Genomic DNA, 23,974 nt, shown 5'->3' on the forward strand with positions numbered 1-23,974 from the left:
AAAGTAAGCACTTTTATCGTTACCAAACAAGTTTTTCTTAAAATAATTCACTGTACGATAGCATTTTTTCCTCATTTCAGCTTCTCATAAAGCAACAAAAGGGCATTTTGAATTGTTTTTTCCACATTTTCCTTTCTTCCCTCGTCTCCCTCCTGCTTCATGGTAACGATTTCATTTTTATAGGCAACAGCTATCCACACCGTACCCACCGGTTTTTCCGAAGTCCCACCTCCAGGACCTGCAATACCGGAAGTAGCCACTGCACAATCTGTTTTCAGCGTTTTCATCGCACCTTTCACCATTTCTGTAACAGTTTCACGACTTACTGCTCCATATTTTTCCAATGTTTCGGCAGATACATGCAACAAAGACATCTTTATTTCATTGGAATACGCCACTATACTACCATTAAAGTATTCCGAACTGCCAGGAACGGAAGTTATCAGAGCGGCAATTCCTCCACCCGTACAACTTTCTGCGGTGGAAAGGGACAATTTCTTTGCTTTCAGCAGCTCTCCTACCTTTTCTTCCAGCTTCATACCTTATTATATATATTATCTTAAAGTTACCCGTGAATAAGCAGGTGCTTCCATCGGACAAAAATCTTTATCCATATACTTGAAATATCCGGTAATGGCAATCATGGCAGCGTTATCCGTTGTGTAGCTGAACTTCGGAATAAATATTTTCCAACCATACTTCCCGGCATGCTCACGGAAAGCATTACGCAATCCATTATTGGCAGAAACACCTCCGGCAACAGCCACTTCCTTTATTTTATATTGCTTGGCGGCTTTGCGCAACTTATCCATCAAGATATCTACGACGGTAGCTTCCAGCGATGCCGCCAAATCCGTCTTGTGATGTTCGATGAAATCAGGGTCGTCCTTCATCCAGTCGCGCAGAGAGTAAAGGAACGAGGTCTTAAGTCCGCTAAAACTATAATCCAACCCTGGAATATGCGGTTTGCTGAACGAGAAGGCTTTAGGATTACCTTGCCGAGCCAGCTTGTCAATAATTGGACCACCCGGATATCCTAATCCCATCACCTTTGAGCATTTGTCAATGGCTTCACCGGCGGCATCATCAATAGTCTGCCCCAAAATTTCCATATCGTTATAGGCTTTCACCAAGATAATCTGTGAGTTTCCACCGGAAACCAGCAAGCAGAGGAAAGGAAATCCCGGCTGCACATTATCTTCACCTTCTGCTTTAATAAAATGAGCTAACACATGACCGGTCAAATGATTAACATCAATCATTGGAATGCCTAATGAACGGGCGAACCCTTTGGCGAAAGATACCCCCACCAACAATGATCCCATCAATCCCGGTCCACGCGTAAAGGCCACAGCACTCAATTCCTCTTTGGTTACTCCGGCGCGTTTCAATGCCTCATGCACTACCGGAACTATATTTTGTTGGTGCGCGCGGGAAGCCAGTTCAGGCACTACCCCACCGTATGCTTCATGCACAGCTTGGCTGGCCACCACATTCGAAAGCAGATAACCATCTTTGATGACAGCTGCAGAAGTGTCATCACAAGAAGATTCTATTCCCAAGATTATTGTACTCATAATGTTTATTTACGTTTAAACGCTGCAAAAGTAGTGATAAAAGTACGATTCATAACGTATTATTTCATATTTTTGTTGGCTGATTATAAAAATTAACCGCCTATCAGAAAGCTAAAAAAAACAGTACGCTGGGTACTCGGTATTGTATTGGGATTGTACATTGGTACCATATTGTTGCTGAACATTCCATCTGTTCAGCGACAAATGTCTGTATTTGTTGCCAATGAACTGGCTTCCATACTGGACAGCAAGATTTCCATCGGGCGAATAAACATAGGATTGTTGAACCGCATCATCATCGACGACCTGCTCCTGGACGACCAATCCGGCAAGGAAATGCTGAAAGTGACCCGTCTTTCTGCCAAATTCGATATTCTCCCCCTATTCAGCGGCAAAATATCCATTAGTAACATACAATTGTTCGGCTTTAACATCAATCTAAGCAAGCAGACTCCCAAGGATAAACCTAATTTTCAGTTTGTACTCGACGCATTCGCATCCAAAGATACAGTTCAAAAGAAAAACAACCTGGATCTCCGTATCAATTCCTTACTGATACGCCGCGGAAAGGTTTCGTATGATGTGCTGTCCGAGAAAGAGACTCCGGGAAAATTCAATCCACAGCATCTCCGTTTACGTAACATTATTGCAAACATCTCCCTAAAAGCATTACAAAATGATTCTATCAATGCCGCCATCAAGCGTCTGAGCATCGAAGAAGAACATTCCGGATTTGAATTGAAGAAACTAAGTCTAAAGGTTATCGGCAATGACCAACGGATGAAAATCGAAAATTTCGCTATCGACCTCCCCAACACCTCTTTGGCAATGGATACTATACACATGGATTATGACAGTCTGGGGGCGTTTGACAATCTTGCCCAAGATGTCCGTTTCTCATTCCATTTGCTGCCCTCTCAAATCGCCTTGCAGGATTTATCGGCTTTTGTTCCGGCTTTTGGTTCTTTCAAGGAAAAATTGCAAGTAGAGGTACAGACGGACGGCACCATCAATCAACTGAATTGCCCGCACCTTTCCGTCTCTGTCGGAAATCATTTTTATCTGAGGGGAGACGTATCTCTACAAGACCTTTCCCATCCGGAAAATGCTTATGTATTCGGTAATTTGTCCAATTTGTACGCAGACCCGGAAGGAATTGCCTTCTTTGTCCGGAATTTCAGCAAGAACTACAATGGAGTACCTCCCGTCCTGCAACACTTAGGAACGGTTTCCTTCCGTGGAGAAGTCTCGGGCTACTTCACAGACCTCGTAACTTACGGACAAGTACGCACTGACATCGGAACCATCCAAACTGACGTAAAACTAAGTTCTAACAAAGATAAAGGTTATTTTGCCTATTCCGGTGCAGTGAAAACCAAAGAGTTTGAGCTGGGCAAGATGCTGGGCAACAAGAAACTGGGTAAAGTAACTTTCAATCTAGATGTCAACAGCAACCATTACGAAAACCAATACCCGTCCGTACTGCTGAAAGGGCTGGTTGCCTCCATTGATTACAGCGACTACAATTACGAAAATATCACCCTAGATGGAGAATACAAGCAGGGAGGCTTCACGGGAAAAGTCGCCTTGGATGACACCAATGGTTCTGTTATTTTGAACGGTACCATCAATACCGCCAGTCGGGTACCGACTTTCAACTTTCAGGCAAGCATCGACAAATTTCGTCCTCATGCCCTACATCTTACACCCAACTATGAAGATACGGAAATATCAGTCAAAGTCAAGGCAGACTTCACCGGCGGTTCCATTGACGAGATGAACGGTGAAATCAACGTTGACAGCTTACTATTCGCAGCTCCGGAAACACAATACTTCCTGGACAATCTGAAGATATCTGCCATAAGAGAAAGCGAAGGCCAGAAACGGCTGACCATCCAATCCAACTTTCTCCAAGGTAGCATAGAAGGTGACTACTCTTATCGTACCCTGCCTGCCAGTGTACTGAATATCATGCGACGTTATATCCCCGCCTTGATTCTGCCAGACAAGAAACCCATAGAGACAGAGAACAATTTCCATTTTGACATGCACATTTACAATACGGAACTGTTCTCCACCGTCTTTCAGATTCCGGTAAAAGTATATACCCATTCCACCATTAAGGGATACTTCAATGACAAGGCACAGCGGCTCCGCGTAGAAGGCTATTTTCCCCGTCTCCGTTATGGAAACAAATTCATCGAATCCGGAATGTTCCTTTGCGAGAATCCCGGTGACCAGTTCCATACACGCCTACGCTTCAGCAACCGCAAATCAAACGGCGCTGTCAATATAGCTTTAGAAGCGCAAGCCCGGAACAATAACATACAGACCACGCTGAATTGGGGTAACAGTAGCACTGTAACCTACAGCGGGAAACTCGCCGCCGTCGCCCACTTCATCCGTGAACAGAACGAAGCGAATGAAAGCAAGAGGAAACTTCCCCCCTTAAAAACCGTCATTGATGTCCAGCCCACCAACGTGATACTGAACGATACGCTGTGGGATATACATCCTTCCCAAGTAGTACTCGACTCCGGCAAAGTGTATGTCAATGATTTCTACTTCAGCCATAAAGACCGGCACTTGCGTATCAATGGTATCGTTTCACCACAACCCGAAGATACAGTACGTCTGGATTTGAAGGAAATCAACATCGGTTATGTGTTCGACATTGCAGACCTCGGAGTCAATTTCAAAGGAGAAGCCACCGGTCCGGCTTTCGCCAGCGGAGTATTGGAAAACCCTGTCATGAGCACCGACTTGTTTATCCGCAACCTCGGATTGAACGAAGGCTTGCTGGGTGATGCCAACATACACGGAGAATGGCACCACGACGTGAAGGGCATCTATCTAGATGCCCATATCCGGGAGAAAGATATTGCCAAAAGCCATGTGTATGGCTATATCTATCCTTTGAAGCCCACTAGTTCATTGGATCTCCAAATTGAAGCGGACGGTACCAACTTGAAGTTTATACATCATTATATGAGTAGCATCACGCCCGAATTCAACGGACGTGCTACCGGCCATGTACATTTCTATGGCAAATTCAAGGCTCTCACCATGGAAGGGCGTGTATTCGGCGATGCTTCTATGAAGGTAGACGTGCTCAACACCACTTTCTCCGTCAAAGACAGCATCTACATCGAGCCCGGCGGGTTGACCTTCCGCAACAACCGCATTTTCGACACGCAAGGGCATCAAGGAAGTATGAGCGGCTATCTGCACTATCAGCATTTTAAGAACCTGGAGTACCGTTTCAATTTCAATGTCAACGACATGCTGGTGATGAATACCAAAGAATCACCGGACTATCCCTTCTACGGCACCGTCTACGGTACGGGAAATGCCACTATTGCCGGTAATGCCCAAGATGGCGTTAACATTGATGTTGCAATGACTACCAATCGCAACACTACCTTTACCTATATAAAAGATAACGTATCTACAGCAGTCAGCAACCAGTTCATCAAGTTTGTGGACAAGACACCACGCCGTGCCGTACAAGACTCTATCCGCCTTTCCGACTACGAAATTGCCCAAAAGGAAATCGAGGAAGAAAGAGAGAGCGACACTGATATCCGGCTGAATCTCTTGATAGACGCCACTCCCGACGCTACCATGAAGATTATCATGGACCCTATCGCTGGCGACTATATCAGTGGACGGGGAACTGGAAATATCCGTACTGAGTTCTTCAATAAAGGAGATGTAAAGATGTTTGGCAGTTACCGGATAAGCCAGGGAGTCTATAAATTCAGTCTGCAAGAGGTTATCCGAAAGGACTTTATTATCAGGGATGGAAGTTCCATTACATTCAACGGCTCGCCACTGGATGCCACTCTGGACATAAAAGCAGGTTATACGGTCAACTCAGCATCCTTAAATGACCTAATGCCCAACGAGGCAACCTCCGGCTACATCAGCCAGACAAATGTAAAAGTGAACTGTATGATGGACCTTACCGGACAATTGACCTCACCTGATGTAAAATTCGACATCGAACTGCCCAACGAACGCGATGAAGTGCAGGCCATTGTCCGTAACTATATTCCTACCGACGAGCAAATGAACATGCAGATACTCTATCTGTTGGCTATCGGCAAGTTCTATACCCCGGAAAACTTAGGAGCCACCCAGAATTCGAATATGATGTCCAGTGTTGTTTCATCCACCCTTTCCGGACAGTTGAATAACGCTTTATCGAACATTCTCGATGTCAATAACTGGAACTTCGGCACCAATTTCAGTACCGGTGAAAGAGGCTGGACAGACATGGAGTTCGAGACTATGCTTTCAGGACAATTATTGAATAACCGACTACTTATCAATGGTAATTTTGGTTATCGTGATAATCCGATGGCAAATACCAATTTTGTGGGAGACTTTGAAGCGGAATGGCTCGTCAACCGTTCCGGAGACATCCGCCTGAAAGCGTACAACGAAACGAACGACCGCTACTACACCCGGACAAATCTGACAACACAAGGTATTGGTATTATCTTCAAAAAGGATTTCAACAAATGGAGTGAGCTCCTTTTCTGGAACAGATGGAAACTCAAGCGGCTGAGAAAGGAACAAGAAATAAAGCAAGATACCCTATCCACTGATAAAATAAACACAGAACAGCAGATGCCCGAGGCACAATCAAAACGGAAAAGGGAGCAAAAGTAAGATTGACGTTCTTACTGTCCACATTGAAGGTTTTAGAATAAGCAAATAGGCTCGAATACAGCATTTTAAATGGCTACACCCTTTGTACCTAAAGGTGTAGCCATCACTCTACGATAGTATAGGCATTCAAGGCAAAGGGTGTAGCCATAAAAATACATCAGAAAGGCAATGGCCCGTCCGACCCCACACCTCCAAACGGGTTGTCCGTCTGTGGCGGAAAATCAGCAGCCGATGGAGGTGGCGGTGTTGCCGTACTTCCGATAGGCGCATTCATACGTGAACCAAATGTAGCTCCTCCACCCTCCGTCGGAGGTGGAATAACCATATCATCCTCGGGATTCTGGAAACGGGTGTACTGTCCGATAAACCTCAGACGCACATCCCCCACGGCACCGTTACGGTGCTTTGCTATGATGATTTCCGCCATACCGCGCAAGTCACTGCCATCGGCAGAAGTATAAATCTTGTAATATTCAGGACGGTGGATGAAGCAAACCATATCGGCATCCTGCTCGATGGCACCGGATTCACGAAGGTCACTCAACTGGGGACGCTTGCCTTCCTCGCCTTCACGGTTCTCCACACCACGGTTCAACTGCGACAGAGCGATGATAGGAATGTTCAGCTCCTTGGCCAAACCTTTCAATGAGCGCGAAATGGTACTAACTTCTTCCTGACGGCTACCGAAAGACATTCCGCTTGCATTCATCAGCTGAAGGTAGTCGATGATGATAATCTTTACTCCGTGCTCACGTACCAAACGCCGTGCCTTCGTACGGAGTTCGAATACCGACAAAGAAGGCGTATCGTCCACATAAAGCGGAGCATCCAGCAAGTCACGCAGTTTGTAATCCAACTGCTGCCATTCATAGTCCGCCAACTGACCACTCTTGATTTTCTCACTCGGAATCTCGCACACGTTGGATATCAAACGGTTCACCAGCTGCACGTTACTCATTTCAAGCGAGAACAGCGCTACGGGATTGCGGAAATTCACGGCAATGTTTTTCGCCATGGAAAGTACGAACGCCGTTTTACCCATGGCAGGACGGGCTGCAATAATGATGAGGTCGGACTTCTGCCATCCGGAAGTCATCTTGTCCAGCTTGGTATACCCACTTTCCAAGCCACTCAAACCATCGGTACGGGCAGCAGCTTTCTGAATCAAATCATAGGCTTCGGCAATGACAGGATTAATTTGTGTATAATCCTTCTTCATGTTCTGCTGGGAAATCTCGAACAGTTTTCCTTCGGCCTCCTGCATCAAATCGTCCACGTCCAGCGTCTCGTCGAAAGCCTTGCTCTGGATATTACTGGTAAAAGTAATCAATTCACGTGCCAAAGCTTTCTGCGCAATGATACGTGCATGATATTCGATGTGTGCAGAAGATGCCACCTTACTGCTAAGTTGGGTAATATAGAACGGGCCGCCCACTTCCTCCAATTCTCCCCGCTTTGAAAGCTGCTCCTTCACGGTGAGGATATCGACCGGCTTCTGATTCACGGCCAAATCGGTAATAGCGGAATATATCAGCTGATGTCTATGCTCATAGAATGACTCCGGACGAAGAATTTCACTTACCAGCGAATAAGCGTCCTTCTCAATCATCAAGGCTCCCAAGACTGCTTCTTCCAGCTCCGGCGCTTGCGGCTGGATACGTCCGTAGTCTGTTACGGGCTGTGGTGCCTTTCCTTTCGGAGTACGGGATGTTCTTCTTTGTTCTGCCACTTTAAGAATTAATAATTGAAAATTAAAAATTAAATGAACTTCCCTTTTAGAAAGGGGAAGCAAAGATAATGCAAACCGAATACATAACTTTCATGCTTGCATGAAAAAGTTATGTTGAGGTGCAGCCTATCTTCGCTCGTATGGCAAAGATAAGCGAATTTATTTATAAGCGGTAAATAAATCATTGCTAAGTTTTCAATCTACTATGAACAGAAATCACTAACTTTGTCTTCGGAAGCTGCACTTCATAGCTTCCCCTTTTAATTTTAAATTATTAATTCTTAATTTTCAACGCCATGCTGACTTTTCCAAATGCCAAAATAAACCTGGGACTGAATATCACAGAGAAGCGTCCGGACGGATACCATAATCTGGAAACCATTTTCTATCCGGTTCCCATAGAAGATGCTTTGGAAATAAATATCTTGAACGAAGGAAACCGAAAGTTCCGTCTGCATCAGGCAGGTCTGGAAATTGAGGGAGAAGCAGAGAGCAACCTGGTAGTGAAAGCCTACAAGTTGCTGGACGACCGGTTCAACCTTCCTCCGGTAGACATCCATCTCTTCAAGCATATTCCCTCGGGAGCCGGACTGGGTGGCGGTTCGGCCGATGCAGCCTTCATGTTGAAGCTTCTGAATAATAAGTTTGAACTCGGACTGCCGGATGACACTCTGGAAGAGTATGCCGCCAAGCTGGGTGCCGATTGTGCCTTCTTCATCAAAAACCGTCCGACTTACGCAGAAGGTATCGGAAACATTTTTTCTCCCCTTCCCCTCTCACTGAAAGGATATCGGATATGGTTGGTGAAGCCGGACATTTTCGTCTCTACACGGGATGCCTTTGCAAAAATAAAACCGCATCATCCGGAAATGTCTCTGAAAGAAATTGCCCAACTTCCCGTTGAAGAATGGAACGGACGAATGGTCAATGACTTTGAAGAAAGCGTATTCCCCCAATTTCCCACTATCGGAGAAATCAAGGAAGAGATGTATCGGCAAGGAGCTGTATATGCCTCCATGAGTGGTTCGGGGTCATCTGTTTACGGATTATTCAAGGAAGATGCCGTATTGCCGGAAGTGGATTTCGGAGAAAAAGCTTTTGTATACAAAGGCCGGTTCACTGATGTTTAAAAATGCATCAACCAATATACTGATTTCCGGAAACAAAAACACAACAAGGTTGTTCTTACAGAAAACTCAAAACAACCTTGATTATGAAAAAGTTCAAATTCGGTATTCTGGCAGGACTACTTGTCTTGCTGTCAGTGTCCGCTTTTGCGGAAGGACGTCTTCCTGTAAATATACAAACAGCTTTTCAAAAGCTCTACCCTCAAGCAACGGATGTGGAATGGGAGCAAATGGCCGGTTGCTACGTGGCAGAATTTATTGCAGATGGTCAGGAAGTTGATGTCTGGTTCAATAAACAAGCGGAGTGGGTCATGACTGAAACGGATGTAGAGTCACTGGAAAAAGTGCCGGCTCCCGTGGCAGAAGCATTCATGAGCAGTACAATGGCCGGCATGAAGTTAAGGGACGTAAGAATCATCACCTTTCCCAAACATCCCACAGTGATTATAATTGAGGTGGAACAATACAATTCCGATGAAGAATTCCAACTGTTCTATGCTCCGGATGGAAAACTATTACAAAGCCTCGATGTAACAGAACTTGGAGGAGAGATCTATCCCGGACTCTTTTTCAATGATTAATACTGACGATTGGTGATTTGTCGATGGTATCCATTCATCAACAAATCACCAATCATTCATCACCAATCATTAATATACCTCTACCCTATCAGCAATACGCTTCGCTTTGTCGCGCAACGTGTCAAGGTCACTGTCAAGAGGTGCATAACACAGCACTACACCCATACGGCGGTTTACGCGGGTAGTAGGCTTGCCAAAAATACGCAGATAAGTATCCTCTTCTTTTGTAACCTCTTCCATGCCACGATAATTGGGACGTTCCTGACTGGCTATCGGAGAGAGGATGACAGCACTGGCTCCTATACGATCCTGCTTGATGCCAGGGATAGGCAGACCAAGCACCGCACGACAGTGCAATTCAAACTCATTCAGATTCTGGGTTCCGGCCAGGGTTACCATACCCGTATCGTGCGGACGTGGAGAAAGTTCGGAGAAATAGACACCGTTCTCATGGCTGAGAAAGAATTCCACTCCCCACAATCCGGCACCGGTCAAGGCACGGGTCACTTTCTCTGCCATATCCTGCGCCTCCCTTAGATGGGCAGGGTCAATATGGGCAGGCTGGAAGCTTTCACGATAGTCCCCACCCTTCTGCACATGGCCGATAGGCGGGCAGAACAAGGTCGGGCCATTCTTCTGCGTTACGGTGAGCAATGTTATCTCACTGTCGAACTTGATGAATTCCTCAATGATAAGTTCTTTTATGTCTCCACGGCTACCATTACAGCCATATTCCCAAGCATGCTCCAATTCGTCGGCACTCTTTACGAGAGACTGGCCTTTGCCGGAAGAGGACATCAGCGGTTTCACCACGCATGGAAAACCTATCTTTTCAGCTGCAATTTTCAGTTCATCCAGAGATTTGGCATAAAAATATTTAGCTGTTTTCAGTCCCAACTCTTTAGCTGCAAGGTCGCGTATAGCCTTACGGTTCATAGTAAAGTTCACAGCGCGTGCACTGGGCACCACTTGAATGCCTTCTTTCTCGAAATCGTACAGACGTTCCGTACGGATAGCCTCGATTTCCGGAACAATGATATCCGGCTGGTGTTTGCGTACCACGCGTTCCAAAGCATCTCCATCAAGCATGCTGAATACTTCACATTCATCTGCCACTTGCATGGCAGGCGCTCCGGCATACGAATCGCAGGCGATAATATACTGACCTTTGCGTTGGGCGGAAATTACAAACTCCTTGCCCAGTTCACCAGAACCCAACAATAAAATCTTTTTCATCCTATCTATTTATTTACTATTTGACAATTTTCAATTTACTATTCAACACTATACAATCAGACGATTTACTATTCACCATCCGCTACCCGATTACAGCACAGCCAATAGTAAATAGTAAATCGTCTAATAGTAAATTCCTTTATTGGTGCTGTTCTCTCAACAAATCATTCACCGTCTTTACCGGATTGAATGTAGTCAGAGGCACTTCTACAAATACAGTATTCCAATCACTCATGGCGCCGTTCCACAAACCGGGAAGTTCAAGCGCCTTCAGGTCCTTGCCGTTCTTGGACTTATAGGAGATGAACCCCGTGGCTTTATCCACATACTTCACAAGATTGAACTTATGTCCTTTATAGTCACGTACAGCGCAAACCAAATCCACCGGATTGAAATGGGTACCCTTTTCAAACATTTCCTTCTTTTCCGGATCGTCCATATCAATCTGCGAACTTTCCAGAATCTGCAGAGAGATAGTGCCGTCACTGTTGTATGCCAAGAACGGACCTCCACCTGGTTCGCCTACGTTCTTCACCATACCGCAGACGCGCATCGGACGGTTCAGTTTTTCTTTCAGGTATATCACCAGTTCGGCATCTTCCAGATTCTTCGTCTCCGGGTTCTTGCAATAGAGTTGCTTCTGCAGGAATTGCAGGATTTCAAGAATTTGTTCGTGTGTATATTTCCCGCTTTCAAGCAACTGCAAATAGGCAAATACCTTCTGCTGCAAAGCTACCAGTACACCGGCAATCAGCTTTTTATATAATACGGTGTCACCCTTCAGTTTGTCGGGTACCACATTGTCGATATTCTTTATGAAGATAATATCCGCATCAAGGTCGTTCAAGTTTTCAATTAATGCACCATGACCGCCCGGACGGAACAAAAGTTTGCCATTGTCACGGAACGGTTTGTTTTCCATATCGGCAGCAATGGTATCAGTACTCGGTTTCTGTTCCGAAAAGGTGATGTTATAATCCACCCCGTACTTCTTAGCATAAGCGGCAGCCTTTTCGTCCACCAAAGCCTTGAATAAGGCACGGTGTTCGGGCGAAACCGTGAAATGTACATTCACTTTACCATTTTTATTGACAGCATACAAGGCCCCTTCTACCAAATGTTCTTCCAACGGCGTACGGCTACCGTCTTCATACTTATGGAACTTCAGCAGTCCTTTGGGCAGCGCACCATAATTCAGTCCGGCCCCTTCGAGCAAGGCTGCAACAACCGCCTTGTAGTTTCCGGCAGCAAGCAGAGCCGATATATCCTTTCCGGCAGTTCTCCGGCAAGCGGTATTCAGGTCGTCATAGAAGGCAAACTTCTCTATATTCTCAAAGAAAGTCTTTTCAAAGCCTGTCTGGGGGGCATCATAATCTGCTCCAAGAAACTCAAACAAGTTTTTGAACATACGGCTAGCAGCACCCGAAGCCGGTACAAACTTCACTACCACCTTATCGGTCTGTGTATATGCCTCCCAAGCGTCCAGGTATTTCTTCTGTTCATCCGTATCCGGAGCCAATATCCCCTTCTCTACAGAAGCAGCGGCAGACAGTTTCAAGTATGGAAAACCCTTTTCAAAACAAGCCAACTGTTCGGCTATTTGTTCTTCGGAGATGCCTTTATTTTCGAGCAACTCTTTGTCTTGCGGTGTTATCATAATATCTTGTTTTATTAATTCATGCCCAAAAATACAAAAAAAGCAGAACTGCCGTCAAGAAAATGAAGAAAAAACTTACCTTTGAAGCATAAAATACGGACGATTATGGAAACTGATGAATTTTTCACTACTAAAGAGAAAGATTTACTCTTCTCGCTCTACCGCAAACTGTTGCAACTTTCCGGAGAAACCCTCCAGAAGGGGGACTGCAAAAAGCTGAAAACACATCTTGTCAACACTATACAGAACAACCGTATCCAGCGTGATATATTCGGTTTGAATCCCGTCATCAAAGATATGCAAACGGCTGTCATCGTAGCAGAAGAAATTGGCATGAAGCGCGCCTCCATTCTGGGACTCATGCTGCACGACTCCGTGCGCTGCGGTACTTGCACCGCCCAAGAAGTAGAGCAAATTTATGGCGAGGACGTGGCAGGCATCATCCGGGGATTGATACGTGTAAACGAACTTTATTCCAAAAGCCCTACCATCGAGTCCGAGAATTTCCGCAACTTGTTGCTGACTTTCGCCGAGGACATGCGTGTCATTCTCATTATGATTGCCGACCGCGTAAACATCATGCGGCAGATAAAAGATTGCAAGAACGATGAAGCCCGCCGGCAGGTAGCCAACGAAGCGGCCTATCTCTATGCGCCCCTTGCCCATAAGCTGGGTCTGTATAAATTGAAGTCGGAACTGGAAGACCTCTCGCTGAAATATACTGAGAAGGAGGTCTACTATCATATCAAAGAAAAACTAAACGAGACAAAGGCATCACGCGACAAGTACATCGCCTCTTTTATTGCACCGGTACAAAAGAAACTGGAAGACGCCGGACTAAAGTTCCACATTAAAGGACGCACCAAGTCTATCCACTCCATCTACCAAAAAATGAAGAAGCAGAAATGCCCCTTCGAAGGCGTGTATGACTTGTTTGCCATCCGCATTATTCTGGACTCTTGCCTGGACAAGGAGAAACTGGAATGTTGGCAGGCCTACTCCATCGTAACAGATATGTACCAGCCTAACCCGAAACGGCTACGCGACTGGCTGTCCGTACCTAAAAGCAACGGATATGAGTCACTGCACATCACCGTGATGGGTCCCGAAGGCAAATGGGTGGAAGTACAAATACGTACCGAACGCATGGATGATATTGCCGAACGAGGCCTGGCCGCCCATTGGCGATACAAAGGAGTGAAAGGTGAATCTGGTCTTGACGAATGGCTGACTTCCGTACGCGAAGCCTTAGAGAGCTCGGACAGCAACGGACTGGAAACGATGGACCAGTTCAAACTGGATTTGTACGAAGACGAGGTATTTGTGTTTACCCCGAAAGGCGATTTGTTCAAACTTGCTAAAGGCTCCACCGTGCTCGATTTTGCTTTTCATATTCACAGCAAACTAGGTTGCAAATGCATCGGTGCCAAAGTGAACGGCAAAAATGTACAGTTGAAGCAAATGCTGCATAGCGGTGACCAAGTAGAGATAATGACATCGAATACGCAGACACCCAAGCAGGACTGGCTGAACATCGTAACCACCTCTAAGGCGCGTACCAAAATACGCCAGGCGTTGAAGGAAATGGCTGCACGCCAGCACGCCTTCGCCAAGGAAACCCTGGAACGCAAGTTCAAGAACCGGAAAATAGAGTATGATGAAGGAACCATGATGCGCCTCATCAAGCGCCTCGGCTTCAAGGTAGTGACAGACTTCTACCAGGCCATTGCCGATGAAGTGCTGGATGTCAACGAGATTATAGACAAATATCTTGAACAGCAAAAACGGGAAAACGACACACGTGACGATATTGTCTACCGCAGTGCTGAAGGCTATAACCTTCAACAAGGCATACCGGAAGAGATAGGTACTAAAGAAGATGTACTGGTCATTGACCAAAATCTGAAAGGATTAGATTTCAAGTTGGCACGCTGCTGCAATCCCATCTATGGAGATGATGTATTCGGCTTTGTCAGTGTAACGGGAGGTATCAAGATACACCGTTGCGATTGTCCCAATGCCAGTGATTTGCACTCACGTTTCGGCTACCGTATCGTGAAAGCACGCTGGGCCGGAAAGTCACAAGGTACACAGTACCCCATCACCCTGCGCGTAGTGGGACACGATGACATCGGCATCGTGACCAACATCACTTCCATCATTTCCAAAGAAACGGGTATTACCTTGAGAAGCATCGGTATTGACTCGCATGACGGGCTGTTTTCCGGAACGCTGACCATCATGGTAAGCGACACGGGACATTTGGAAGCACTTGTCAAAAAACTAAGGACGGTAAAGGGAGTGAAACAAGTTTCAAGGAATTAAATGACAACTATAATCCATGAAGTACGACTTTAAAAAGCAGTTGCGCAGTTTCGGATATGCCTGGAAAGGTATCCGGTGCTGCATAGGAAAAGAACAGAACCTGAGCTTCCATCTGATTGCCACGGTGGTTACGGTGATTGCCGGATTCTTATTGGAGATTACCCGAATCGATTGGATGATTGTTATTCTTTGCATCGGAGTGGTGATAGCAGCTGAACTGTTCAATAGCGCCATTGAAAAGCTGGTAGACCTGGTTTCTCCGGAACGACATCCCATTGCAGGGCAAGTAAAAGACATAGCCGCCGGAGCAGTATTGGTATGTGCTGCAACGGCGGCCATTATAGGATTGATTGTATTTATCCCTTACCTCACCCGCTTCTTCTTATAATAAGGATAGGTCAGCAGCACAAAGAAAAATACGGCAAGCATAGCAGCAACAGATGCCACATGGTATATCTGTACTCTGTCCATCAGGTGGCAAGCCACAGCCATGCCCACCAGCAGCCCTGCTTCCATAAACAAATGGCAAGTGGTGTTTGCCGTTCCACGCTGGCAGTGGTGCGACAATTTGACAAACATCTTCATGAACGGGACTGTAATGAACACCAGTACAGCCAATGCCGCCAATGACCAATAATCGCCCACAAACATCAGCGGTAGCAATGCTCCCGGTACAAAAGCAATCAGCAGCATATTGATGGCAGGTACCCATGCACGCGGCAATAAGAAACGGTCCATATTGCACAGCGACACGCCTATCGGAGCACGGAAAGCCACATATACCCTCGATGCGAAAAATATGCTGGCCAGTCCGGCCGCTACGGACAGATAGGTCACCATACGGAAACCATACATCTTATACATTCCAATGCCCAACATAACACCCACCAGCATGCCCAAGCATGCAGCCCATGCATATACCATGTTTCCTGCACTGCGGCGTGTGGAAGTCGTTATGTCGATGGCCACCGTAATGCCCGCTGTGGTTGCCAGCCCGAAACATACTCCCTGCACAGCGGCAAGCAGCAGAAATTTCGTATAACCATCCACAAAGGCATATCCCAGAACAGCCGCCAGCATAATGAGTGTGGAGTAAAGGAGCACGTGCTTCCTTTTATATTCATCGACCAGATAGGCATGAAAAGGACCGACAGCAAACATGGCCACCGCAAAAACCAGAAACATGCTGCCCGCCTGTCCGACGGAAACACCCAACTGCTCTCCCATCACAAAAGGGAGCAAAGGAAAAAGCATATAGACGGATATGTACAGCAACAGATTTGCCGTACACATCCGCCAAAAATTGAGTGTCATAAGTTTGTTAGTACTGTTCTTTCTCATTCGGGAAATCTAAGTTCTTCACATCAGATACATAACGGCTGATGGCATCCGTCATCACTGTATGCAGGTCAGCATAGCGACGCAAGAAACGAGGACGGAAACCGTTATTCATACCCAGCATATCCTGAACCACCAACACCTGGCCGTCCACATCGCCACCGGCACCGATGCCGATAACGGGTATAGTCAACTCACTGGCCACTCGGGCAGCCAATGCGGCGGGAATCTTCTCCAATACCAGTCCGAAGCATCCGGCTTCTTCCAACAAATGCGCATCGCGTACCAGTTTCTCAGCTTCAGCATCATCCTTGGCACGGACAGTATATGTTCCATACTTATTGATGGATTGGGGCATCAGTCCGAGATGTCCCATGATAGGAATACCGGCGCTAAGGATACGTTTCACCGTACCGATGATTTCCTCGCCTCCCTCCAGTTTGAGGGCGTCGGCATGGCTTTCTTTCATAATACGGATAGCGGAAGCCAATCCCTCCAGTTCGTTGCCCTGATAAGAGCCGAAAGGCATGTCGACGATGACCATAGCACGCTTCACACCGCGAACCACGGATTTGCCATGATAAATCATCTGGTCGAGTGTGATGGGAAGCGTGGTGACATTGCCTGCCATTACATTGGAAGCGGAATCTCCCACCAGAATCACGTCTACACCGGCACCGTCTACAATCTGCGCCATAGTATAGTCATAAGATGTCAACATTGATATCTTTTCGCCTCTTTGCTTCATTTCAACAAGGCGATGTGTAGTCACTTTACGAGTGTCGTCTGAAATATAACCCATGATAGTATTTACAATTTGGCAATTTACAATTACTCAATTTAATTTTCGGCGCAAAGGTAATCCTTTTTCTGATTACTTGTACAATTGAGTTAATTTATCGTAAGTGAAACCCTGAAAGTCATCCAATACATAATGACACAACGAGGCTATGTCTTCACGGGAATTGGTGGTTGCCAACCCTATAACGGTAGCTCCTGAAGCCATGCCGGCTTTCAGCCCGTTGAAGGAATCCTCGAATACATATGTGGTGTCGGGAGTTGTGCCGAAAACCTCCATACCCAACAGAAAACAATCCGGTGCAGGCTTGGAAGCCGTAAACATCTCGGCCGTAAGGATACGGTCGAAAAGAGTCTTTATTTCGGGATGAACCCGATAGACAGCTGCCATCTTCGCTTCGTTGGAGCTGGTCACTACGGCAGTCTTCACCTCATTCCGGTGTAGGTCGGCAATGAAATCAAGCACTCCGGGAATAAAGTCGAATGACATTTCCTGTTCAAAGCGGTTCAACCGTTCTGTAATTTCAGTCTGCTCCTTCACCATGCCCGGAAAAAAGGTGTCATAAATATAGACCAGCGTCTGGCCCTTCACTTTACCTTCAATATCATCCATACCCAAATACAGCTTTCCCATTTCATGCCAGAAGTGACTGTACTGTGTCTCCGTGTCTACCACCACGCCGTCGAAATCAAAAAGTACGGCGGTTGCTTTTGTTGTGTCCATAAACTTTCTTTTACCTAAATCTGTTAATACCAAAACACTATAGTGCACAAAGGTGAGAATAATCTGCGAACCAAACAAATATTTCTTATCTTTGCACTCCTTAATTGACTCATATCAAATGAACAACCCGCATATATTAGGAACCGAGCGCATTGGCAAACTGCTTGTGCAGTATTCCATTCCGGCCATTATAGGCATGACGATTACTTCGTTGTACAACATCATCGACAGCATTTTCATTGGCCATGGCGTAGGTCCCATGGGCATTGCCGGACTTGCCATCACCTTCCCTCTGATGAATCTGGTCGTAGCTTTCTGTACGATGGTATCGGCAGGCGGCTCTACCATTTCATCCATCCGGCTGGGACAGAAAGACCTGGACGGAGCTACCGAAGTCCTGGGAAACACACTGATGTTCTGCCTGGTCAATGCATTCATATTCGGCGGCATCTCATTCATATTCCTGGATGATATTCTGCGCTTCTTCGGTGCCAGCAATGATACGTTGCCATATGCCCGCGACTTCATGCAGGTGATATTACTGGGTACCCCCGTCACTTATACCATGATTGGCCTGAACAATATCATGCGTGCCACGGGATATCCCAAGAAAGCGATGCTTACGTCTATGGTAACGGTAGTCTGTAACATAATCCTCGCTCCCATTTTCATCTTCCAATTTGACTGGGGAATACGGGGAGCTGCAACGGCAACGGTCATCTCGCAGTTCATCGGCATGGTGTGGGTAGTAAGCCATTTCCTGCAAAAGACAAGTGTGGTACGTCTGCAACGGGGGTTCTGGAAGATGAAAAAACGCATCATCAGCAGTATATTATCCATCGGTATGTCACCGTTCCTAATGAATGTTACGGCATGTGTCATTGTGATTATCGTAAACAACAGCCTCCAACAGTACGGAGGCGATATGGCCATCGGGGCATATGGCATTATCAACCGGCTGCTGGTACTCTATGTAATGATTGTATTGGGGTTGACGATGGGAATGCAACCGATTGTAGGCTATAACTTCGGTGCGCAAAAACACGACCGTGTGAAGGCTACCCTGCGTCTGACCATCATTGCCGGAGTATGTATCACCAGTACAGGTTTCCTTATCTGCGAATTGTTCCCCCATGCCATATCTGCCATCTTTACCAGTGATGAAGAGTTGATAGATATTGCTTCCAGAGGCGTACGCATTGCCGTAGCCATATTCCCGCTGGTAGGCGCACAGATTGTCATCGGCAATTTCTTCCAAAGCATCGGGAAAGCGAAAATCAGTATCTTCTTATCGCTGACACGCCAATTACTGTATCTGTTGCCGGGACTACTGATATTCCCGCATTACTTTGGGCTGGACGGCATCTGGATATGTATGCCGGTATCGGACTTCTTTGCTTTTGTAACGGCTGTTATAGCTTTATGGATATATAATACCCGATTATCTGTCAAGAGTAGATTTACGAAAGATTAACGGTGGATCCCGGAAAACACATCATCCATACACCCCAAACGCATGATGTGTTTACCTTGAGCAAGCCATCCAAGTGGGAAAGTATCTTATTCACTCTTGATGCTCTTTACCGGATTTTCGTTGGCAACATGCCATGATTTCATCACTACACATCCCACGATAAATGCAAGCAACAAAAAGCCGATACTGATATATCCGACGATAGGCAGTAGTACCACATCACTAAACTGACTGATCCAGATTTGCCCTACCTCATAAGCTCCAAGTGTTCCAAGCACTACAGACGGTATGGCAATCCAAAGCACATCACGCGACAGCAATCGCAATATACCGGATGTTTCCGCTCCATTCACCTTACGAATGGCAATCTCTTTGGAACGTAAACGTATTTCATCATCCACATATCCCACCAGCCCCATTAAAATGATAAAAAGAATGGTGACAGATGCCCATAAAGTGACATCGCGGAAGACACGTACAGATTCGGCATAATTGCCCAACATTTGCTCCATAGAACGGAACACAAGGTCATCTTGTGGATATAGACGGCTCATTTCCTCATTCAGTTGGCGCAGGTTGTCATCAAACGGTTCTTTAAGACGGGCTTCCAGACAAAATGCGGTACCTTCAAACCATTCTATCATAACGGCTTCACTGTCGTTGGTACAGCCGACAAATGCAAAACTATCCAACAAACCTACCACCGTACCATAATCATTCACCTGCTTGCCAATGGGGCTGTCCGTCCAATGCATTTTCTCACAGAACGTGCTGTTGACCAGCAGTTGGTGTTTCCCAGTGAGGTTATGTCCCTCTTTCAATTTCAAACCGATAAAAGGCAAGTAGTCACTATCGAACCACGAATTACGCGGATAGAACATCTCGTTGCCTTGAGCGTCAAGTATCGGGCGATTGGCTCCAAAGCCCGTTATAGAGCGTTCGGCCGAGGCAACCGCCTCTACATAGGGCAAGTTACGAAGTTGTGTACGTAACAGATCAGCATTCACTTTTCTCTGGAAGATAGACACTACACGTTCCGGTCGCCAACCACGGTCGCGCCCTACCATATAGCGGTATTGCAAGAACACCATCAGCATCATACCTATAATGAATGCTGCACCCATAAACTGTACGAAGAGCAATACCCGCTTCCATCCCCTGCGGCCGGAAGTGTAACGCCTGAATACTTGCGTCACGGGAATACGGGCAAAGAGCATGGCAGGTAAGCATCCTCCAAAAACAAACAAGACCGCCACTACCGCCAAAGGCGCATATAAATGCTGCCAATCGAACAATACGGCAAGAGGGACTGCCGCCAACTCCTCCATCCGCTCATGGAAGACATAAACCAATATTCCGACTACCAACAATGCCGCACTTATTACTATCGCCGTTTCCACCAGAAACATACAGAAGATACTGCCACCTGATGCACCACTACATTTATGTACGCCTATCGCTTTGGCACGTTGTGTCAACGAAGAAATGGAAATCAATACATAATTCAACGTCGTGGTGAAAAGTAACACAGCACCCAAGAAAAACATAATCCAAACCATTTTGCGGACTTGCGCTTCACCCAGATGCACACTGCAGATAGGTACAATATGGACCGACAGTTCCAGCCCGCTATCCGATGGCAAGTGCCGTGCGACAGCCGCTGATATCCGTTCGTTCAACCAATCGGCATCTTGCGGACTGCGTAACCGAACGAAACCGTCATAATTCCCACCACTCTGCCATCCCATTCCCCACTGCGTGTACTTCTCTATATTCGAGAAAGACACAACTGCTTCGGGACGCTTATACAAAGAAGTATTCAAAGGAACATCCCGAAAAATACCTTTAACAAGCAAAGTAGCTTCATGCCCCCAGAAATCGTATGACACAGTCTTACCTATGGGATTTTCATCACCAAATACCTGCCGTACTGCCGTTTCTGAAAGGAAAACTACATCTGGATTCGCTAAATCCTGCGGATTTCCTTTCACTACATCCAAACCGAGAACAGAAAAATAGAGCGTATCAGCAATCACTGTCTTCAATTCCAACGGACGGTTACCCAACTTATAATCGTCATCGAATAGTGAACAACTGACCGTAGCCCCTTGCACCTTATCTGAAAATTCTTCAGCTATAATGCCAGGAATCGGAATAATGGTGTAGAAACTCTCTCCTCCTTCCAATACACCATTCTTCATCCAACCCGTCTTCACAATATAAAGGTTATCCGGATCATGATAAAAGCTATCAAAATTCAACTCGAATGCAATCCGCGCAAATAGGAATACGGACATCAACAGTCCCAATGCTAACGATACGATTTTAATGGCATTGGTCCCCTGTCTATGCAATAAACTTTGCAATGTATAATAAATGTGACTACTCATCATAATTTCCTGAAGTTATTCTTTATTCACTCTTGATACTGTCTACCGGATTCTCATTGGCAATCTGCCATGCCTTGAATACTACACAACCGATGATGAGCAATAGTACAATGCATGCAATAAGCAAGAATCCGCAGATACCAAAATCCACTCCCTCCACAAACTGCTCTATCCAGACACCGCCTATATACCAGGCTCCCAGCCCTCCAAGAAAAACGGCCGGCAAGGATATCCAGAATATATCCTTCGAGAAAAGCCGGAGAATGGATGACGCTTCCGCACCATTCACTTTACGGATGGCAATTTCCTTGCTGCGGCGTTGTATCTCGTCATTGATGTAGCCAATCAACCCCATTAACGTAACAAAAAGGATGGTTATGGCAGCCAGTAAAGCTGCATTACGGAAATCCGTGACGGTACTGTTCTGGTCGTCAATGACCTTTTGGAACGAGGAAAATACAATGTCACGGGTGGGAAACAGCTTTTCCATGTCTTCATTCAAACGCTTGAGGTTATCGTCAAAAGGCTCTTTCAGACGTAATTGGATGTTTCCGGAAAATCGGTCAAGATAAGTTGCATACATAGGTTGCACCGCCACATAAGCGGCATTGGATGTGGCAAAGTCTTTCAGTACACCTACAATATTGCCCGCTATGCGATCGCCGTTGCGCACTTGCCTGCCTATCGGTTTATCTTCCCAATGCATCATTTTCAAAAATGTTTCATTGACCAATATCTGCCCAGGAGCATCCATATTCTTGCCTTCCGCAAATTCCAACTTCATAAACGGGGCATAGTCCTTGCCAAATTCCACCCAACGCATGCTCATCCACTGCCCGTTATCAGTCGTAACCCCTTCTCCGCTCAATCCGTCTGTAAGAAGATTACTGCTACAAGCTCCATCTTCCACATAAGGCAAAGAAAGCATCACACTACGATTGGCATCGCTTTCCGCATCCGAGTCAAAGGATACGCCCGAAGCATAAGCCACCCGGTGGTAATCGAATCCACGTTCTTTATTGGTGATGTAATGGCTCTGCATAAGCACCAACCCCAACAAGCCGAAAATAAAGGAGGTACCGGCAAACTGCACAAACAAGAGCGGACGTTTCCAGCCTTTCTTGCCTTCGGTGTACCGGCGGAAAACCTGCGTCACCGGAATGCGGGCAAAAAGCTGCCCGGGCAACATGCCGCCTATCATAAACAAAATGACTATCACTGAAAGCGGTGCCCAAATGTTTTCCCAAGAGAAAAGACCGGCAAGACTAACGTCGAGCATGTCCTCCAACGGCTCACGGAAATTAAATAGAAGCAGCGCTACAAGCAGCAAGGAAAAAAGCATGATGACTCCGGTCTCCCATAAGAACATACCGAAAATAGTTCCCGTATTTGCCCCACTACATTTATGTACGCCTATAGCTTTGGCACGACGGTTCATGGCTGAGATGGAAATAAGCACATAATTCATCGCCACAATAAAAAGTATGGCGGTTCCCAGCGTCAACAGAATCCATACCATACGCATGGTACTGATACCAAATTCCATACGGTAGTCCTTTATCGGAACCAGACTGATAAACACATCATCGCTCTTGCGCACCTGCTCGGCAAGTTTCTCTATTCGGGTGTTCACATCGTCCAGTTGCACCCCCGGGCGCAGACGGACAAAGGACATATAGCTGTCTCCACCTCCCCATCCCCAGTATCCCCAATGATGCTTGAAGGAGGTAGCCAAAGACATCACGACACCGCTTCCATAAAAACTGGAGTTTTCGGGAAAATCCTCAAAAATGCCCTTCACGGTCATTGGCATCTGTTTGTTATAGACCACCGTCTGCCCGATGGGATTCTTATCGGCAAACATGCTGCCGGCCAGCTCCCTGCTGATGAAGACTACCTCCGGATTATTCAGCTCGCGAGGGTCTCCACTGACAACATCAATGCCCATAGTGGCAAAGAAACAAGAATCGGCCGTCATGGCATTGGTCTGGAAACGGCGTTCATTGGCAAACCAAGCCGAATTGCTCCACCATTGCTGGGTGACGGTAACACTCTCCACCTCGTCAGGCAGGTTTTCTGCAATAGTACCAGCCACCGGTCCAAGAGTTATGTGCGAAGGATGATACTCGTTGTTGTAATGCCATACTGTTTTGACAAGACACAAACGCTCATAGTCCTTGTAGCAGGTATCATAATTGAGCTCGAATGCCTGACGGGAAAAAATGAGGATACTGACTGCCAACCCCAGTCCCAGAGAAACAATCTTGATGAGGTTGGAGCCTTTTCCTCGTATCAATGTCTGGAGAGTGTAATATAGTTGTCTCATGGAAGTTGTTTTAAA

At 46.2% G+C, this 23,974-nt stretch carries 16 protein-coding genes; 6 read left to right on the forward strand and 10 right to left on the reverse strand.

What is annotated here, in order from left to right; translation table 11 throughout:
* Positions 1-71: 71 nt before the first annotated feature.
* Complete coding sequence (locus ITJ87_RS14120) at positions 72-539, reverse strand: CinA family protein (RefSeq protein ID WP_117964556.1); 468 nt, start codon at positions 537-539, stop codon at positions 72-74.
* Positions 540-554: 15 nt separating this feature from the next.
* The gene (gene tsaD / locus ITJ87_RS14125) at positions 555-1,577 is read right to left on the reverse strand and encodes a tRNA (adenosine(37)-N6)-threonylcarbamoyltransferase complex transferase subunit TsaD (protein WP_117964555.1); all 1,023 of its coding nucleotides are present in this window, start codon (positions 1,575-1,577) and stop codon (positions 555-557) included.
* Positions 1,578-1,781: 204 nt separating this feature from the next.
* Here tsaD and ITJ87_RS14130 point away from each other — a divergent pair, with 204 nt between their 5' ends.
* Positions 1,782-6,254 carry a translocation/assembly module TamB domain-containing protein gene (locus tag ITJ87_RS14130; RefSeq protein WP_117964618.1) on the forward strand — a complete coding sequence of 1,491 codons (4,473 nt, stop codon included), beginning with the start codon at positions 1,782-1,784 and terminating at the stop codon, positions 6,252-6,254.
* Between the two features lie 157 nt (positions 6,255-6,411).
* On the opposite strand, the gene dnaB is transcribed toward ITJ87_RS14130, so the two are convergent.
* The gene (gene dnaB / locus ITJ87_RS14135; protein ID WP_008664493.1) at positions 6,412-7,983 is read right to left on the reverse strand and encodes a replicative DNA helicase; all 1,572 of its coding nucleotides are present in this window, start codon (positions 7,981-7,983) and stop codon (positions 6,412-6,414) included.
* Positions 7,984-8,279: 296 nt separating this feature from the next.
* Here dnaB and ispE point away from each other — a divergent pair, with 296 nt between their 5' ends.
* Together ispE and ITJ87_RS14145 are read left to right on the forward strand one after the other, a co-directional pair.
* On the forward strand, positions 8,280-9,113 hold the full coding sequence (ispE, locus tag ITJ87_RS14140) for a 4-(cytidine 5'-diphospho)-2-C-methyl-D-erythritol kinase (protein ID WP_117964554.1): 834 nt from the start codon (positions 8,280-8,282) through the stop codon (positions 9,111-9,113).
* A gap of 83 nt (positions 9,114-9,196) precedes the next feature.
* On the forward strand, positions 9,197-9,691 hold the full coding sequence (locus ITJ87_RS14145) for a PepSY-like domain-containing protein (RefSeq protein WP_117964553.1): 495 nt from the start codon (positions 9,197-9,199) through the stop codon (positions 9,689-9,691).
* Between the two features lie 69 nt (positions 9,692-9,760).
* On the opposite strand, the gene purT is transcribed toward ITJ87_RS14145, so the two are convergent.
* Complete coding sequence (purT, locus tag ITJ87_RS14150) at positions 9,761-10,927, reverse strand: formate-dependent phosphoribosylglycinamide formyltransferase (protein WP_117964552.1); 1,167 nt, start codon at positions 10,925-10,927, stop codon at positions 9,761-9,763.
* A 139-nt stretch (positions 10,928-11,066) separates the two neighbouring features.
* Entirely contained in the window at positions 11,067-12,584 is a 1,518-nt protein-coding gene (locus ITJ87_RS14155) for a DUF4301 family protein (protein ID WP_117964551.1), read from the reverse strand.
* 105 nt (positions 12,585-12,689) lie between these two features.
* Here ITJ87_RS14155 and ITJ87_RS14160 point away from each other — a divergent pair, with 105 nt between their 5' ends.
* Positions 12,690-14,909, forward strand: a complete 2,220-nt coding sequence (locus ITJ87_RS14160; RefSeq protein ID WP_117964550.1) for a bifunctional (p)ppGpp synthetase/guanosine-3',5'-bis(diphosphate) 3'-pyrophosphohydrolase — start codon at positions 12,690-12,692, stop codon at positions 14,907-14,909.
* Between the two features lie 16 nt (positions 14,910-14,925).
* On the forward strand, positions 14,926-15,297 hold the full coding sequence (locus ITJ87_RS14165; protein WP_117600877.1) for a diacylglycerol kinase family protein: 372 nt from the start codon (positions 14,926-14,928) through the stop codon (positions 15,295-15,297).
* On the opposite strand, the gene ITJ87_RS14170 is transcribed toward ITJ87_RS14165, so the two are convergent.
* The 3 genes from ITJ87_RS14170 to ITJ87_RS14180 all read right to left on the reverse strand — a co-directional run bounded on the left by ITJ87_RS14170 (position 15,273) and on the right by ITJ87_RS14180 (position 17,769).
* Entirely contained in the window at positions 15,273-16,250 is a 978-nt protein-coding gene (locus ITJ87_RS14170; protein ID WP_117964549.1) for an MFS transporter, read from the reverse strand. The genes ITJ87_RS14165 and ITJ87_RS14170 overlap by 25 nt on opposite strands.
* A complete protein-coding gene (gene panB / locus ITJ87_RS14175; RefSeq protein ID WP_025832138.1) occupies positions 16,231-17,052 on the reverse strand; it encodes a 3-methyl-2-oxobutanoate hydroxymethyltransferase in 822 nt (273 codons plus the stop codon). The genes ITJ87_RS14170 and panB overlap by 20 nt, the downstream gene beginning before the upstream one ends.
* 69 nt (positions 17,053-17,121) lie before the next feature.
* Positions 17,122-17,769, reverse strand: coding sequence for an HAD family phosphatase (locus ITJ87_RS14180; protein WP_117964548.1), 648 nt, complete (start codon positions 17,767-17,769; stop codon positions 17,122-17,124).
* 118 nt (positions 17,770-17,887) lie between these two features.
* Here ITJ87_RS14180 and ITJ87_RS14185 point away from each other — a divergent pair, with 118 nt between their 5' ends.
* A complete protein-coding gene (locus ITJ87_RS14185) occupies positions 17,888-19,243 on the forward strand; it encodes an MATE family efflux transporter (protein WP_117600880.1) in 1,356 nt (451 codons plus the stop codon).
* 86 nt (positions 19,244-19,329) lie between these two features.
* On the opposite strand, the gene ITJ87_RS14190 is transcribed toward ITJ87_RS14185, so the two are convergent.
* Together ITJ87_RS14190 and ITJ87_RS14195 are read right to left on the reverse strand one after the other, a co-directional pair.
* Positions 19,330-21,633 (reverse strand): ABC transporter permease, encoded by a 2,304-nt coding sequence (locus ITJ87_RS14190; RefSeq protein ID WP_117964617.1) that lies wholly within the window; start codon positions 21,631-21,633, stop codon positions 19,330-19,332.
* Between the two features lie 22 nt (positions 21,634-21,655).
* Positions 21,656-23,959 (reverse strand): ABC transporter permease, encoded by a 2,304-nt coding sequence (locus tag ITJ87_RS14195; RefSeq protein WP_117964547.1) that lies wholly within the window; start codon positions 23,957-23,959, stop codon positions 21,656-21,658.
* Positions 23,960-23,974: the final 15 nt, after the last annotated feature.

Source organism: Bacteroides sp. HF-162, from assembly GCF_015679285.1.
Lineage (GTDB): Bacteria > Bacteroidota > Bacteroidia > Bacteroidales > Bacteroidaceae > Bacteroides > Bacteroides uniformis.